At 60.7% G+C, this 14,871-nt stretch carries 11 protein-coding genes; 2 read left to right on the top strand and 9 right to left on the bottom strand.

What is annotated here, in order from left to right; all coding sequences use genetic code 11:
• Positions 1–31 precede the first annotated feature (31 nt).
• Both pepN and A3C3_RS47890 read right to left on the bottom strand, forming a co-directional pair.
• Complete coding sequence (gene pepN / locus A3C3_RS0110575; RefSeq protein ID WP_022714575.1) at positions 32–2,680, bottom strand: aminopeptidase N; 2,649 nt, start codon at positions 2,678–2,680, stop codon at positions 32–34.
• 177 nt (positions 2,681–2,857) lie between these two features.
• Positions 2,858–3,961: a methyl-accepting chemotaxis protein gene (locus tag A3C3_RS47890; protein WP_022714576.1), complete on the bottom strand. Its 1,104-nt coding sequence runs from the start codon at positions 3,959–3,961 to the stop codon at positions 2,858–2,860.
• Positions 3,962–4,266: 305 nt separating this feature from the next.
• On the opposite strand from A3C3_RS47890, the gene A3C3_RS0110590 reads away from it, so the two are divergent.
• Together A3C3_RS0110590 and A3C3_RS0110595 are read left to right on the top strand one after the other, a co-directional pair.
• The gene (locus tag A3C3_RS0110590) at positions 4,267–5,205 is read left to right on the top strand and encodes a DMT family transporter (protein ID WP_022714578.1); all 939 of its coding nucleotides are present in this window, start codon (positions 4,267–4,269) and stop codon (positions 5,203–5,205) included.
• Positions 5,206–5,417: 212 nt separating this feature from the next.
• On the top strand, positions 5,418–6,308 hold the full coding sequence (locus A3C3_RS0110595) for a hypothetical protein (RefSeq protein WP_022714579.1): 891 nt from the start codon (positions 5,418–5,420) through the stop codon (positions 6,306–6,308).
• Here A3C3_RS0110595 and A3C3_RS46010 read toward each other — a convergent pair.
• The 7 genes from A3C3_RS46010 to A3C3_RS0110630 all read right to left on the bottom strand — a co-directional run bounded on the left by A3C3_RS46010 (position 6,305) and on the right by A3C3_RS0110630 (position 14,696).
• Positions 6,305–6,454, bottom strand: coding sequence for a hypothetical protein (locus tag A3C3_RS46010; RefSeq protein ID WP_167521946.1), 150 nt, complete (start codon positions 6,452–6,454; stop codon positions 6,305–6,307). The two genes, A3C3_RS0110595 and A3C3_RS46010, sit on opposite strands and share 4 nt — an antisense overlap.
• A gap of 46 nt (positions 6,455–6,500) precedes the next feature.
• Complete coding sequence (locus tag A3C3_RS0110605) at positions 6,501–6,692, bottom strand: hypothetical protein (protein ID WP_022714581.1); 192 nt, start codon at positions 6,690–6,692, stop codon at positions 6,501–6,503.
• Positions 6,693–6,826: 134 nt separating this feature from the next.
• Complete coding sequence (locus tag A3C3_RS0110610) at positions 6,827–7,702, bottom strand: uracil-DNA glycosylase (RefSeq protein WP_022714582.1); 876 nt, start codon at positions 7,700–7,702, stop codon at positions 6,827–6,829.
• A 57-nt stretch (positions 7,703–7,759) separates the two neighbouring features.
• Positions 7,760–9,052, bottom strand: a complete 1,293-nt coding sequence (locus A3C3_RS0110615) for an Hsp70 family protein (protein ID WP_022714583.1) — start codon at positions 9,050–9,052, stop codon at positions 7,760–7,762.
• Between the two features lie 317 nt (positions 9,053–9,369).
• Positions 9,370–12,483 (bottom strand): efflux RND transporter permease subunit, encoded by a 3,114-nt coding sequence (locus A3C3_RS0110620; RefSeq protein WP_022714584.1) that lies wholly within the window; start codon positions 12,481–12,483, stop codon positions 9,370–9,372.
• Complete coding sequence (locus A3C3_RS0110625) at positions 12,480–13,745, bottom strand: efflux RND transporter periplasmic adaptor subunit (protein ID WP_022714585.1); 1,266 nt, start codon at positions 13,743–13,745, stop codon at positions 12,480–12,482. Before A3C3_RS0110625 ends, A3C3_RS0110620 begins: the two co-directional genes overlap by 4 nt.
• Before the next feature lie 162 nt (positions 13,746–13,907).
• Entirely contained in the window at positions 13,908–14,696 is a 789-nt protein-coding gene (locus A3C3_RS0110630; RefSeq protein ID WP_022714586.1) for an SDR family oxidoreductase, read from the bottom strand.
• Between the last annotated feature and the right edge of the window lie 175 nt (positions 14,697–14,871).

Consider the following 14,871-nt stretch of genomic DNA (forward strand, 5'->3'; position numbering starts at 1 on the left):
GCAGGGTCGCGCGGCGCCTGTGGCGAGCAAATCACCCCTTCAACGTGCGCTCGACGATGTCGCGCACGTCCGTCGAAAGGGCGGGTGCGCGTTCGATCTCCGTCAGGGCAGCGCGGGCCAAACCAGCGCGCACCGGCTCCAGCGACCGCCATGAACGCATGGATGTCAGGATGCGGGCGGCAAGCTGCGGATTACGCTGGTCGATATCGAGAATCTCGCGCGCCAGGAATCGATAGCCTTCGCCATCGGCCCGGCCGAAGCCGGTGGGATTGGTGAAGGCAAACGTGCCGACAAGGGCGCGAACGCGGTTCGGATTGGTGCGCTTGAAGAGCGGACTTTCCATCAGCTTGCGGACCCGGTTGAGCGCGCTGGCGCCAGGGATGGTTGCCTGCACGGAGAACCACTTGTCGATGACGAGGGCGTTCTCCGCGAAGTGGTCCCGGAATGTTGAAAGAGCAGTGATCGCTTCATCGCTTTCGGGAAAGCGGTGAGCCAGAACCGTCAGCGCGTGCAGCCGCTCGGTCATGTTGTTGGCGGCATCGAACGCAGCCTTGGCGCGTGCTGGGCCATTTTCCACATAGGAAAGGTAGGTCAGCGCGGCATTGCGTAGCGCCCGGCGGCCGGCGCTCTTTGCGTCAGGGCTGAAGTCGCCCGGCGTTGTCATTTTCTCGAAGAGACCGGTAAAGATTGCGATGCCACGATCTGCAATCTGCTTCATGACGGCCTGGCGCCCGGCATGGATCGCGTCCGGATCGTTGTTGCTGCCGAGTTCGCGGGAGATGTCGGATTCGCTCGGCAGGGCGAGCGCCTGGGCGCGGAAGGCGGGCTCAAGGCTCTCGTCGGCGGCGGCATGAAGCAGTGCATCGATGGAGGTCTGTTCGCAGGCAATCGCTTTGCCTTCACGCGCATCGCGCGCTGCCTTCAGCAGGTTCGGCAATGCCAGATCGGTCAGCGCCTGCCAGCGAGCGAAATGGTCCGTCTCGTGACGGGCGAGCAGCGCGAGGTCGGCTGGGCTTTGGTCGAGATGCAGGTTGATCGGCGCCGAAAAGCTGCGGTTGATCGAAACGACCGGCCGCGATCCGATGCCGTGGAAAACAGCAGTCTGCGTTCTGCCGATGAGATGCAGCACCTCTCCGGTATATTCGGCTCCCTCGACGGAGGCCGGCTCGATCTTGCCGCCGTTCTCGCCGAAGAGGGCAAGGCTGAGCGGGATATGCATCGGCTTCTTGTCGGTTTGGCCCGGCGTCGCCGGAACCATCTGCTCAAGCGACAGGCTGAAGGTCTTGGCGGTCGCATCGTAGCTGCCGGAGGCGGTGACGAGCGGCGTGCCGGCCTGGTGGTACCAAAGCGAGAACTGCGCAAGGTCGCGGCCACTCGCATCCTCGAAGCACTTGACGAAATCCTCGATCGTGACCGCCTGGCCGTCATGGCGATCGAAATAAATGTCCATGCCCTTCTTGAAGGTCACGTTGCCGAGCAAAGTGGCGATCATGCGGGTGACTTCGCTGCCCTTCTCGTAGACCGTTGTCGTATAGAAGTTATTGATTTCCCGATACTTCGTCGGACGAACCGGGTGGGCGAGCGGGCCGGCGTCTTCGGGAAACTGCTCCGACTTCAGATGCCGGACCTCGGCAATGCGCTTGACGGGACGCGAGCGCTGATCGGACGAGAATTCATGGTCGCGATAGACGGTCAGGCCTTCCTTGAGGCAGAGCTGGAACCAGTCGCGGCAGGTAATGCGGTTGCCGGTCCAGTTGTGGAAATATTCATGCGCGATGATTGCTTCGATATTGGCGTAGTCGGCATCGGTTGCGGTTTCCGGATCGGCGAGAACGTATTTGTCGTTGAAGATATTGAGGCCCTTGTTCTCCATCGCCCCCATGTTGAAGTCGGAAACGGCGACGATCATGAAGATGTCGAGATCGTATTCTCGTCCGAAGGCCTCCTCGTCCCATTTCATGGAGCGCTTCAGGGCGTCCATGGCATAGGCTGCACGCGGCTCCTTGCCGTGCTCGACATAGATCTTCAGTGCGACCTCCCGGCCGGACATCGTCGTGAACGTGTCCTCGATGACGCCGAGATCGCCGGCGACGAGCGCGAAGAGATAGCTAGGCTTCGGATGCGGATCGAACCAGGCCGCGAAATGCTTGCCTTCGCCGTAGCCGGCGCCGCCGAGGAAGTTGCCGTTGGAAAGCAGAAGCGGATTGGCGGCCTTGTCGGCGATGATGTTGACAGTATAGGGCGCCAGAACATCCGGACGGTCTGGGAAATAGGTGATGCGGCGGAAGCCCTCGGCCTCGCATTGAGTGCAGTAGATACCGCTGGTGCGGTAGAGGCCCATCAGCTGGGTATTGGCTTGCGGATTGATGATCGTCGAAATCGTCAGTTCGAAGGGGTCGGCTGCGGGAAGGTTGTAGACGGCCAGGCTATCGGCTGTCGCCGTATATTGCTCGGCCGGCATTTCCATCTGGTCGAAGAGCAGGCCGGAAAGTGAAAGCTCGTCGCCGTCGAGAACGAGCGGCGCCTTCGGATCGGCACCTTCGCGGCGATGGAAGATCAATCGCGCTTCGACTTTGGTTTCTGTGGGATCAAGATCGAAGGTCAGGTCCACGCGTTCCAGAACGAAATCGGTGGGGCGGTAGTCTGCCAGATTGATGACCTGGCCCGTGTCTGTACGCATAGTGTTCCCTGAAGACCTTTGTCGATATGGGCTGGGACAGACGCGAATGCTCTGCCGTAAGTTTTGCAGCATCATCACATTAAAGTCTGAACTAAACTTAAAGCGAAATGGAGGGAGTGCAAGTTTTGATGGCCGCAATTGGCGGAGATGCTTGGATGACGAGCGGACGAGTGTGCACTATCTGAGATTGAGCGCGGCCCTTATGGCAGCATCGTCTTCTGTCTTCTGGACGACGACGCCATGCCACCCGAGACCGTCATAATCTTCGTATCCCAAGGTCTTCGCAAAGGCGACGATCGATCCGTTGTTGTCGTAGTAGCTGCCACGGGATTGGCCTGTGTGATTTTGCAGTGCGAAGTGCGTGAAGAGAAGTGCCGGATTGCTTGCGGCGATGATCCTGCCTGCGCCATCGAGTAGCATGACGGTCGTCTTTTCCGCAACCTGCGGCGGCAGGTTGGCCTCTTTGTCGACGATCGCCTGTCCCTGATTCTGCCAGTCGAAATAGACGCCGAGCGTCCCGACGATCGCCCCGTCGACTTTGCCGCCGTCGCGGACGCCGGTGGCATAGACAAGCGCGGTCCGGCCGTCGTGCAGCGGGCTGGGGCGGACCTCGTCGACGATGTAGTCGCCGCCGCACTTGCAATGCGCCGCCGCCTGGAACCAGGCGTCGCCGGCAAGCGAACGGTTGGTGATTTTGCGCTGGAACTCGGGATTTGCCGAGGCGACGATACGCCCGGAAAGATCGGTCAGCACCAGGTCCAGATAGACCGTGTAGAACCGGTTTATCACGCCGAGCCGCTCGGAGGCAAATCTCGCCTTGTCGCTGCCCGGCTCCTGCAGGGCCTGCCACAATGCGGTATCGGTTGCCCACCATCGCACGTCAGCCGTCCGTTCGAAGAGGTTGCGCACGATAAGCTGGACGAGGGCTTGCGCAAGGTCCGTCAACCTCACGCCTTCCATCTCGTTCACCAGCGATTCCGCCATCGTCCGCGACAGCCCGATGCGGCCAAGGACGTTGCTCTCGAATTTTGCCGCGATATCGCTTGCAACCTGCGCCAGACGTTGCACCTCGTTGGCAACGACGGCAAAGCCCTTGCCGGTCTCGCCTGCGCGAGCGGCCTCGATCAGTGCGTTGATCGCCAGCAGCTTGATCTGCTTCACCACATGCGTGTTGGCTAAACTGAAATGCTCAAGATCGGTACCGATCCCTTCCGTCACAATGCGCATGGAACGCGGCGTTGCGGCATGCTGTGTCTGATCGCTTGTCTTAAGCGGCATCATGGAGGTGATCCTGAAAACACTTGAAATGGCGGTTAAGATAATGGTCGCTGCGATATTGATGAAATCAATGCGAGTTTATGGTTTTCAAAAGATTAAGAGTTGAAATGTTCAACCAAACATTTTTGGGCACATCTCTTTTGTGCTGATTTTTTGTGCAGTTATGCACCGTCATGCGAGGGAGATGAATGCGCTGGCCTCTTTTTTCACTTTTGGCCTATTCTTCAGGCGCAGCGCCTGTCACAGTCATGTTGCGTCGAGTCTGACGCATTTCCCCGCTTCAAATAACTGGCGCGCGAGTTTCTGACATGCAGTCGGCTTTCGAAAACCCGATGAGAGGAATCCTGATGAAGGTCTCGTCGGTGGTGGTCTTTCTCGGCATGCAGACCTTCATCAAGCTCGCCGGTTCCGATGTCGCGCCGGGCCAGGTGACCTTCTATCGCTCCTTCTTCGCGCTCTTCCCGATCATGGGTTATCTTGCTTATCGCAGGCAGTTGCGGGCGGCCTTCCATACGGCAAATCCGATTGGCCATCTGAAGCGGGGCACGATCGGCATCCTTTCCATGGGCTTCGGCTTTTACGGCCTACTGCATCTGCCGTTGCCGGAGGCGATTGCGCTCGGCTATGCGACACCCTTGGTCGCTGTCATTTTCGCGGCAGTCTTCCTCGGGGAGACGGTCAGAATATACCGTTGGAGTGCGGTTTTCTTCGGCATCATAGGCGTTGCCATCGTCTCATGGCCCAAGCTTACGCTTTTCAGGCAGGGCGGCATGGAGGCAGAGCAGGGAGTCGGGGCGTTGTGCGTCCTGGTGTCCGCCGTGCTTGCCGGCATGGCGATGATCCAGGTCCGCAAGCTCGTCGAAGAGGAAAGGACGGCGACGATCGTTCTCTATTTCTCGATGATCGCATCGCTCTTCTCGCTCGCGACGCTGCCGTTCGGCTGGGCCTCGCTCGATCTTAACACGAAGTTTCTGCTGGTCTGCGCAGGCTTTTGCGGCGGCGTCGGGCAAATCCTTCTTACGGAGAGCTACCGTCACGCTGATGTGTCGACAGTGGCGCCGTTCGAATACACGTCGATCCTGCTTGGCGGCATTATCGCCTATTTCGTGTTTGGCGATGTCCCGGGCGTCCATATGATGGTCGGAACGGCGATCGTCATCGCAGCCGGCATATTCATCATCTACCGCGAGCATCAACTCGGGTTGGAACGCCGCAAAGCCCGGAAAGCCGGCACGCCGCAGCCCTGATCGGATCAAGGCAGAAATCCCGCTGCCGATTGTCCTGCCCGGCCGGGACCGCACTCGCGAAATTTAAGGATACCAATCGGCCCCCAAATGTGGTTTCTAAATATGACGAAACTTCATTTATTCAAAGCCCTGCATGTCTGATTGGCCGCTGATGCCGGATCCTGGTCCCCGTGCTTAGCTGCTCCGAACGCTGGCTTGCGAGCGGGACGCCCATGAAATTTACGGCAGAAGAACTGGCGCGGCACCCTGATTTTCTGCTCAGCATCCGTCATCTGGCCTCGACTTTACGCGGCATGTTCCAAGCCGGTCCGCGCCTTGCCCGTCTGCTCACCTCCCACCAGCGCTGGCTGCTCACCCAGACGGCCTATGCGCTCGCCATGCAGTACGATCCTGGCGATCCCTCTTCGGGTTTTTCCGCAGTTTCGCTGACGACGCTGATAACACAACACAAGGTCGCGAGCCGCAACACGGTCTTGAACTTCATCGAAGAGCTCTTCACCTATCGCTTCATTACCCACGCGCCGGGCGAAGAGCGCCGCCGCCCGCGCCATTTCGAACCGGCCGAAGTCAGCAATCAGGCAATGTACGGCTGGCTTCTCGCCAATCTCGCCGCCCTCGACATATTGGACCACGGCGATCGCGCCGGCTGCCTGCAGGCGCATCCGGAGCTCTTTCGGATTGCCCAGCCGCTTGTTGCCCGCAGCTGCCTCGAGGATACGGCCTGGCGGGAGCCTCCGGAGCCAATTGCGCTCTTCCTTTGGACGGAAGCGGGCGGTCTGGTAGTGGACCATCTCATGGCACGAATTGACCTTAACGGTGCCGACACGGAAAGGTTCGACGTCGGCCGCGTCGAAACGCGCAATCTGGCCGGCGATTTCATGATGTCGCGAACGCACCTGCAGCGCCTTTTTGCAAAGGCGGTGCAACAAGGCTGCCTTGGCTGGTACGGCGAGCCCAGGAAGACGCAGTTATGGGTGTCGCGCGATTTCGTCAGGGAATATTGCGGCTGGCAGGCTGTCAAGTTTGCCTATGTCGAGGAGGCCTTTCACGTTGCCCGGGCAAAACTGGAGGGCGTACCGGCCAAGATGCTGGCGCAAGCTTAAAGCGCGATCGCCGCGATTTCTTTGACCAGCGAATCCGGCTTGGCGGTGGAAAGCTCGCGTTGAGACTCCTTCGCGGCGCACACGGCAGCGCGGATATGCTCGATCGTGTCGATATTGCGCAGAAGCGAAACGAGAACTGCAGACATCACAAAACTCCGATCGCGCGGCCGAAGGCCGGGCCGAGCGCTCATCTCAATATTCCTGGAAGTCCACGAAGATTGCCGAGGGCCGCGTCGTGCGGCCGCCGATACCGGTCCCGCGGGCGATCATCTGCTCGTTGGTCGCAAAGCCCAAGCGGCTGTAGCCTTGCGTGGTGCGAGCCGGATCACTTGCCAGGCGGAGGGTTTCAAACCCGCAGTGTATAGGACGAAAACTTGCGTTCATTGCCTTGGTTCCTGTCAGATTCCTCCCAAGACAAGACTATATATTGCAGTGCAGCATCGATTCTGCAATGCACCAAAACAGGATACAGCCATGCGGGAAATGCATGGGTTGTTTCATGAAAACTTAATGTTTGTCTATTTTCTAATCAGGTCGAGCGACTTAAGCCGTGCCTGAAACGCCAGGAGATCACTCCAAGCCAGCCGCTTGTTGATCGGAGCGGTCAGGAGATCCTGCGGGTGCAGCGTCGCGATTGCCGGTATCGTCAGCGTCCCGGCTCCGATCTCTTTCCACTTCCCACGCAGGCCGTGAATGGTGTCGTTCTCGCCGAAGAAGAAGCGGGCGGCGAAATTGCCGAACAGCAGGATTACCTTCGGTTCGGCAAGCGCGATCTGGCGTTCGATGAAGGGACGGCAGATTTCCATTTCGGCGACAGAGGCGACACGGTTGCCTGGCGGGCGCCAGGGAATGACCTGCGTCAGAAGAATGGCGTCGCGATCGAGCCCAATGGCCGCCAGCATCCTGTTGAGAAGTTCTCCCCCGCGCCCGGCAAAAGGCGTGCCCTCGCGGTCGTCGTCGGCGCCAGGTGCCGAGCCTATCACCATAATGCCGCTTGCAGCGTTGCCCGTCGCAAAGATCGTCGAACGCGCACTGTGCTTGAGATTGCAGCCGTTGAAGGCCTCGATCGCGGTCTTGAGCTCGGCGAGCGATCGCGCACTCTCGGCCGCAAAGCGCGCGTGCTGCACGGCTTCGCCATCAGGAATGGCAGGCTGCGGCCGAGGGGCTGCGCGCTCAGCCGGCGCTGCGGCTTGACGTTGCGCCGCCGCTTGCCGCTCGGGCGGGGTCGGGCTTTGCGGAGGAGTGGCGGCGTTGCGCCGCGCAGCCTTCATCGCCTCGAATTCGGCGAAGCGGTCGACAGCCTCCTCCTGAAGCAGCCATTCGACGCCGGCTTCTGCATGGAAATACAAAAGCGCGGCAAGCTCGGCCGGGGAAAGTTCGTTGACGGAGACCATCCGGCGACCTTAGCGAAGTGGCAGCAGCAATGAAAGGGCGGGTGGCGTGCCCTGCGGCTATTGCACAGTCCATTGCGCGATGTCGTCGCGTTCGCCGATCAGGGCAAGCCCGTGGGCAATGGAGAGGAGCTCGCCGCCTGTTTCGATCTTGCCGGCGTCGAAGCGTTCGGTGAAGATGCGGCGGACGGCAGGCACGAAGGATGTGCCGCCGGTCAGGAAGACCTTGTCGATTTCGCCAGGCTTGGTTTCTGTCTTCTCCAGAACCTCGTCCAGCGTGCCTTCGATACGAGCCAGATCCTCCGCGATCCAGCTTTCGAAGTCCTTCCGGCGAATGATGCGATGGCCGCCGCGGCCGAGCGGGCCGAAATCGAATGGTGCTTCGTCTGCCGAAGACAGTGCCATCTTGGTGGCGGAGATCGCTTGATAGAGCGGATAGCCCTCGTCGTGATCGACAAGATCGACGAAGGTCTCGAGCTTCTCCGGCTCGAGCGCCGTGCGGACCAGTTTCTTCAGATCCTCGAATTCGCGCGAGGTCTTGAAGATAGAAAGCTGGTTCCAGCGGCCGAAGCTCGAATAATAGTTCGACGGCACCTCAAGAATCTTGTCGAAGCTTTTGAAATGACTCCCCTTGCCGATCTGCGGCGCGACGATGTTGTCGATCATCCGGTAGTCGAAATGATCGCCCGCGACGCCAACGCCCGAATGGCCGACCGGCGTTGCCGTGAGCTTGCCGGCAACGGTTTCGAATCGGATCAGCGAATAGTCCGTCGTGCCGCCGCCGAAATCGGCAACGAGCACCGTCGCGTCCGACTTCAGGTTCTGCGCGAAGTAGAAGGCGGCGGCAACCGGTTCGTAGACGTAGTGGATTTCCGGAAAGCCGAAGCGCAAGAGCGCTTGGTTGTAGCGTTCGGTTGCGAGCGCCGGATCGGGACTGGCGCCGGCGAAGTGTACCGGCCGCCCGGTGACGATGCGCGTCACATCCGTCGACCAGTTTTCGCCCGCATAGGCGCGCAGCCGCCGGATGAAGACCTCCATCAGGTCTTCGAAGCTGTGGCGCTTGGCAAAGATCAGCGTGCCCTGGAAGAGGGCGCTTGCCGCAAAGGTCTTGATCGACTGGAGGAAGCGGCAATCGCCGGGATTGTCGATGAACTGGCGGATCGCCGCATGCCCGGCCTCGACCTTCAGGGCCGATGTGCCGAGCTGCGGATCCTTCATGAAGGAAAGAGCCGTGCGCATGCTGTCGGCCGTGCCTTCCGCGCTGGTGAACGCCATAGAATGCGTCGTCCCGCCATTGGCCGTGGCGAGAACCGTGTTCGTCGTGCCGAAGTCGAAACCCAGCGCCTGAGCCATGCCACGCACCTCTTCATGCCGATTGTGATTGAGACCGGAGCCTTGCTCCGCATGAAGGACGCACGCGCGCCCGGAATTTAGGAGGGCGCGTGATGCCATAGAGGGGCGACACATTCAAGAGGGAAGGCGAGGGGCGTTGTGCCAATCTGGTGGGGCCCCCAATCCACCTGCTGGCGCCCTCGCCCGTAAACGCGGCGAAGGGGATGTGCCGCGCTGGCTTGCCCACTTGTGCGACGTCGAATGAGGCGCGTCCTCTCTCCCCGCTGGAGCGGAGAGAGTTAGGGTGAGAGGCAATGCGCGAAAGCCCGACCGAAAGATCACTCCGCCGCGATCGCCGTCGGCTCCTCTTCGTCCGGCACCGGCTTCTTTCGCTGCCAAAGCCTTTGAAGCCAGCTGTTCAGCCGGCCCATCTCGATGAAGATAACGGGTGTGATGAAGAGTGTCAGAGCCTGGGAAACAATGAGGCCGCCGACGACGGCGACACCCAAAGGCTGGCGCAGCTCGGAGCTGGCACCGGTGCCGAGCGCGATCGGAAGAGCGCCGAGAAGCGCACAGAAGGTCGTCATCATGATCGGCCGGAAGCGTCGCACGCAGGCCTCGTGAATGGCCTCCATAGGCGACATCGATGTGGAGCGCAGGTTCTCCAGCGCCACGTCGATCATCATGATCGCGTTCTTCTTCACGATGCCGATCAGCATCAGGAGGCCGATGAGCGCGATGATCGAGAGGTCGAAGCCCATCGCCTTCAGAGCCAGCAGTGCGCCCAGAGCGGCGGCCGGCAGGCCGGACAGAATGGTGAGCGGGTGGATGAAGCTCTCGTAGAGAACGCCGAGGACCACATAGATCGTCAGCACCGCGGCGAGGATCAGAAGCGGCGTGTTGCCTTGCGACTGCTCGAAGATCTGCGCCGTACCGCCGTAGGAGGTGAAGACGTCCGCCGGCATGTTGATGTCCTTCTTGATCTGATCGATCGCGGCCGTTGCGTCACCCAGCGCCTCATCGGCAGGTAGGTTGAACGAAACCGTCGTCGAGACGAGCTGACCCGTCTGGTTGATCGTCACCGGTCCGGTGTTTCGCTCGACCCTCGCGAAATTCGACAACGGGACCAGCGTGCCGTTGGTTGAGGCGACCCGGATATCCTGAAGCTTCTGATCGTCCCAGGGCTTATTGGTATCGTATTCGACGATGACGTCGTAGCTGTCGCCGGTGGATTGGATTTGCGCTGCCGTATAACCGCTGAACGATTCCTGCAAGGTCGTGCGCAGCTGGCTGTTATCGATGCCGAAGGCGGCTGCCTTTTCGGAATCGACGACGATATTGGCCTGCAGCGCATTGTTCTGCGCATCGGTTGTCACGTCGGTGAAGCGCGGATCGCCGTGCATTGCCTGCTGGATTTTATTGGCCCAGAGATTGGTCTGGTCGGCGCTGAGTGCCTGAACGACGAGCTGATACTGGCTTGCGGTCTGACGACCGCCGAAGCGCAGGCTCTGCTGCGGCGTGATGAAGGCTTGCAGGCCGGGCACCTTGCCGATGCTGGCCCGCAATTCGCGCAAGGTCTGGTCAAGCGGCGGACGCTGCTCCTTGTCCTTCAGCTCGACATACATCGTGCCATTGTTGAGCGGGCTCCGCGCATTGCCGCCGACGATCGACATGACGTGATTGACCGCCGGATTCTGTTTCACGATCGCTGCGGCCTGGTTCTGCAAGGCTACCATCGCAGGATAGGAGATGTCCTGGCGTGCTCTTGTGGAGATGTTCAGCCGGCCGATGTCCTCGGTCGGGAAGAAGCTGGAGGGCAGCGTCATGAACAGATAGGCGTTCAAGCCGATCGAAGCGAGGAACAGGCCAAGGATCGCAGGCCGGTGGCCGAGGCACCAGCCGACCGCCCGATCGTAACCTGTGAGCGTGCGTTCAAAGCCCGCATCGAACCAGCGGACGAAGAGGGGCGGGGTGCCCTTACCGCTTGAAAGCCGCGAGCCGAGCATCGGCGTTACCGTCAGCGAGACGATGGCGGATGCGACGATCGCCATTGCGACGACCATGCCGAATTCGTTGAAGATGCGGCCGACGACCCCGCCCATCAACAGGATCGGGATGAAGACCGCAATCAGCGACACCGACATCGAAATGATCGTGTAGCTGACCTCGCCGGCGCCCTTGATCGCCGCATCGAGGACCGGCATTCCCTCTTCGACATGCCTAAGGATGTTTTCCAGCATCACGATCGCATCGTCCACCACGAGGCCGACCGCGAGCGTCAATCCGAGCAGCGAGATGTTATCGACGCTGTAGCCGAGCACGTACATCATGCCGAAGGTCGAGATCAGCGAGAGCGGAACGGCAAGGCCCGGAATGATGGTCGCGGTCAAATGGCCGGTGAAGAGGTAGATAACGAGCACAACGAGGCCAATCGTCAGCATCAGGGTGAACTTTACATCGGAAATCGCGTCGCGGATCGGCTTGGCGGAATCGTTCATGACCTCGGTGGTGACTGACGACGGGATCTCGGCATGCAACGTCGGCAGTTTGGCGTTGATCGCATCGACGACCTCGACCGTGTTCGCATCCGGCTGGCGCTGGATGGCGAGGATAATACCGCGGTTACCGTCGTACCAGCTGCCGGTATTCTGGTTCTCGACGCTGTCTTCCACCTTGGCGATGTCGCCGAGATGAACCGGTGCCCCGTTCGGGTTTGCGATCACCAGCGAGCGGAATTGCGCTGCGTTGGTGCGCTGCGTGTCGGCATTGATCGTCATGCTCTGCGCGTCGTTCTGCAGCGTGCCGACCGGCACCTGGCTATTGGCGGCGCTGATTGCCTGGTTGACCGTATCGATGCCGATGTTGCGGGCAAGCAGCTTGTTGGGATCGACCTCGACGCGGACGGCATAAGTCTGCGCGCCGAATACGGTCACTTCGGCCACGCCGGGCAGGGTGGAGAGCGACGGCGAGATGATGTCTTCGGCGATGGCGTCGAGCTTGCTGCGCGGCATCGTATCGCTCTGCACCGCAAGCAGCATCACCGGCGCGTCGGCCGGGTTTGTCTTACGGTAGCTCGGCGGCGTGGTCATGTTGTCCGGCAACTGCCGGGTCGCATGCGAGATTGCGGCCTGCACGTCGGCCGCGGCCGCATCGATGTTGCGGTTGAGGTCAAACTGCAGAATGATGCTGGTATTGCCGAGCGAATTGGTCGCGCTGATTTCGCTGATGCCAGGGATGGTCTGGAACTGCTTGATCAGCGGCGTTGCAACTGAAGTCGCCATGGTCTGCGGCGAGGCGCCGGTGAGGGCGGCCGAGACGTTGATCGTCGGGAAGTCGACCTGCGGCAAGGCCGCGACTGGCACGAGCCGGTAACCTGCAAGACCTGCAAGGATCACGCCGATGGCGAGAAGCGTCGTCGCAACCGGCCGCCGGATGCAGAAATTCGGGATCATTGTTCTGCCTCCGCCGCCAGGGTTTCGGTCTGGTGAGCCGGCTGGTCGGCGGAGGCGACGTTCAGCGCCTTGTCATCGAATTGCTCGTCGACATGCTGCTGGTCGGCAAGCTGCGCCTGTCCCTCGATGACGACGTGATCGCCTTCCGAGAGCCCGGCGGAAACGGCGGTGAAACCGCCGTTCTCGCGGGCGACGGTGACGGGCGTCATCTGCACCTTTTCATCCTTCACGACATAAGAAAAGAACCCATTGGCGCCGGGGCTGACGGCGACCGTCGGTACGACGACCTGCTGTTCTTTATTGTTGAAGTGAACGACGAGATTGACGGATTGCCCGGGCCAGAGCGCGCCGGTCGCGTTTTCGAAGCGCGCCTTCGCGAGGATCGTGCCGGAAGCAGTGTCGACCGTATTGTCATAGAAGCTGATCGCGCCGCGGCGCACGCTGCCCTTCGTCGAGTCCGGTGCGGTCGTGACCTCGACGGGTCCGGTGGCGAGCGATTGCTTCAACTGGCGCAGATCGCGTTCCTGCAGATGGAACTTCACATAGATCGGATCATATTGGGCAATCGTCACGATCGCCGTTCCGGCACCGACGAAAGCCCCAGGGCTGACCGCGATGTCGCCAAGGCGGCCGTCGAAAGGCGCGCGGATTTGCGTGTGTTCGAGCAGAACCTGATCGGAGGCGAGCGAGGCCTTGTCGGCCTCGACGGTGGCGGCAGCCGTGTCGCGAGCGGCCTTGGCCTGGTCGTAGCTCTGCTGCGTGCCGGCCTTTTGCGCCAGGAGATCAGCTGCGCGTGTGAGAGCGGTTTCGGCTTCCGAGAGCGTCGCTGTGTCTCGGACGATCGTTGCTTTGTCCTTGTCGACCGCCGCTTGCGCCGGCCGGTCGTCGAGCTTGACGATCAGGTCGCCTTGCTTGACCGTGGCGCCGTCGGTCGCGACGATCGAGGTGACAAGGCCCTGTTCCTGCGCCGCGATCGTGGTGGTGTTTTCGGCTTCCGCCCAACCCGAGGCCGTGACGTCTCGCGGCAGCACTGTCTTTACGGCGGCGACCGTTTTCACGAGCGTCGGGCCGCTGCCTCCCCGCCGGTTATGCTGCCCGCCGACTTGCTGGTCCGCTTGCGCCTTGCCGCCTTGATGCGCAGGCGCCGTGACCAACTGCGAGACGTACGGAAGCTGGTCGACGAAGGGAATCCTGTTTCCGAATTGCCAAATGCCGACGGCAGTAACAGCGCTAATGCTGAAGGTGATCCAAAATTTCTTCATGTGTGAGACCGGTCTTGACGGGTTGCGCGAAGTTTCCGGTCCCGATTGAGCCGCCCGCATTGCGGCGCGAAAAAGACATAATCCGCCAGCCGCAATCACTAAGTGGTTATAATGGCTTAAATTTTCGTAATGATCGGCGTGGCGCCCATCTCGCGCTGGCGGTCAAACCGAACGCGCCGCACCGCCGTCGCAACGGATCAGCGAGCCGGTGATGTAGCTCGCTGGTTGGCTGCAGAGGAAAGCGGCGGTTGCTGCGAATTCCTCCACCTTGCCATAGCGGCCAACCGGAATGCGCGCTTCCTTGTCGCTGCGGACGTCTTCAATGCTTTTGCCGGTGCGCTTGGCGGCCGCGCCATCAAGCTCGTCGAGGCGTCCGGTGAGGATACTGCCCGGCAAAAGCAAATTGGCCGTCACGCCGTGGCTTGCGACTTCCGAGGCGAGCGTCTTCGACCAGCCGGCAAGGGCAGGGCGCAGCGTGTTGGAAAGCGCCAAATTGGCGATGGGCTCTATGACGCCAGACGAGGCGACGGTGAGGATGCGGCCCCAACCTTGCGCCTTCATGCCCGGAAGCAGGGCGTTGGTCAGTGAAATGACGCGCAGCACCATCGAGAAGAAATAAGTCTCGAGCTTCTCAGGCGTCATGTCCTCGGTCGTTCCGGGCGTCGGGCCGCCGGTATTGTTCACCAGGATATCCAGGCCGCCGAACTTTTCCTTGACGGCGGCAGTCACCGTCTCGACGAATTTCTCGTCAGACAGATCAGCCCAGATCCAGTCGGCCTTGCCGTTGCCCTCGGCGTTGATCGCCTTGCAGTTCACCTCCAGCTGTTCACCGCTGCGGCCGCACAGAAGCACGTTTGCGCCTTCACGCGCGAGTGCGACCGCAATGCCATGGCCAAGCCCGCGCGACGAAGCCAGAACGAGTGCGCGTTTGCCGTTGATTCCGAGATCCATGATGTCCTCCAGATGCTTCGGCTTCTGTATAAGGCGCAGTCGACGGAAAAGGGAAGGGTGCTTCTGGCTCTCATTTGCCGAAGAATAATTGACGTTAACGTAAGCGTTATATAATCTTGCGGTAGAGGAGATAATCATTGTGCGAATTGGAGGATCGGCTGTCGCTTCCCGGCTC

Source organism: Rhizobium mongolense USDA 1844, from assembly GCF_000419765.1.
Lineage (GTDB): Bacteria > Pseudomonadota > Alphaproteobacteria > Rhizobiales > Rhizobiaceae > Rhizobium > Rhizobium mongolense.

What these genes read in the sequence shown, in the direction of transcription:
- A3C3_RS0110595 (WP_022714579.1), top strand. Translation starts at nt 5,418, where the DNA reads ATGAAATTTACGGCAGAAGAACTGGCGCGGCACCCTGATTTTCTGCTC.
- A3C3_RS0110590 (WP_022714578.1), top strand. Translation starts at nt 4,267, where the DNA reads ATGCAGTCGGCTTTCGAAAACCCGATGAGAGGAATCCTGATGAAGGTC.
- A3C3_RS0110615 (WP_022714583.1), bottom strand. Translation starts at nt 9,052, where the DNA reads ATGGCTCAGGCGCTGGGTTTCGACTTCGGCACGACGAACACGGTTCTC.
- A3C3_RS0110625 (WP_022714585.1), bottom strand. Translation starts at nt 13,745, where the DNA reads ATGAAGAAATTTTGGATCACCTTCAGCATTAGCGCTGTTACTGCCGTC.
- A3C3_RS47890 (WP_022714576.1), bottom strand. Translation starts at nt 3,961, where the DNA reads ATGATGCCGCTTAAGACAAGCGATCAGACACAGCATGCCGCAACGCCG.
- A3C3_RS0110630 (WP_022714586.1), bottom strand. Translation starts at nt 14,696, where the DNA reads ATGGATCTCGGAATCAACGGCAAACGCGCACTCGTTCTGGCTTCGTCG.
- A3C3_RS0110610 (WP_022714582.1), bottom strand. Translation starts at nt 7,702, where the DNA reads ATGGTCTCCGTCAACGAACTTTCCCCGGCCGAGCTTGCCGCGCTTTTG.
- A3C3_RS46010 (WP_167521946.1), bottom strand. Translation starts at nt 6,454, where the DNA reads ATGTCTGCAGTTCTCGTTTCGCTTCTGCGCAATATCGACACGATCGAG.
- pepN (WP_022714575.1), bottom strand. Translation starts at nt 2,680, where the DNA reads ATGCGTACAGACACGGGCCAGGTCATCAATCTGGCAGACTACCGCCCC.
- A3C3_RS0110620 (WP_022714584.1), bottom strand. Translation starts at nt 12,483, where the DNA reads ATGATCCCGAATTTCTGCATCCGGCGGCCGGTTGCGACGACGCTTCTC.
- A3C3_RS0110605 (WP_022714581.1), bottom strand. Translation starts at nt 6,692, where the DNA reads ATGAACGCAAGTTTTCGTCCTATACACTGCGGGTTTGAAACCCTCCGC.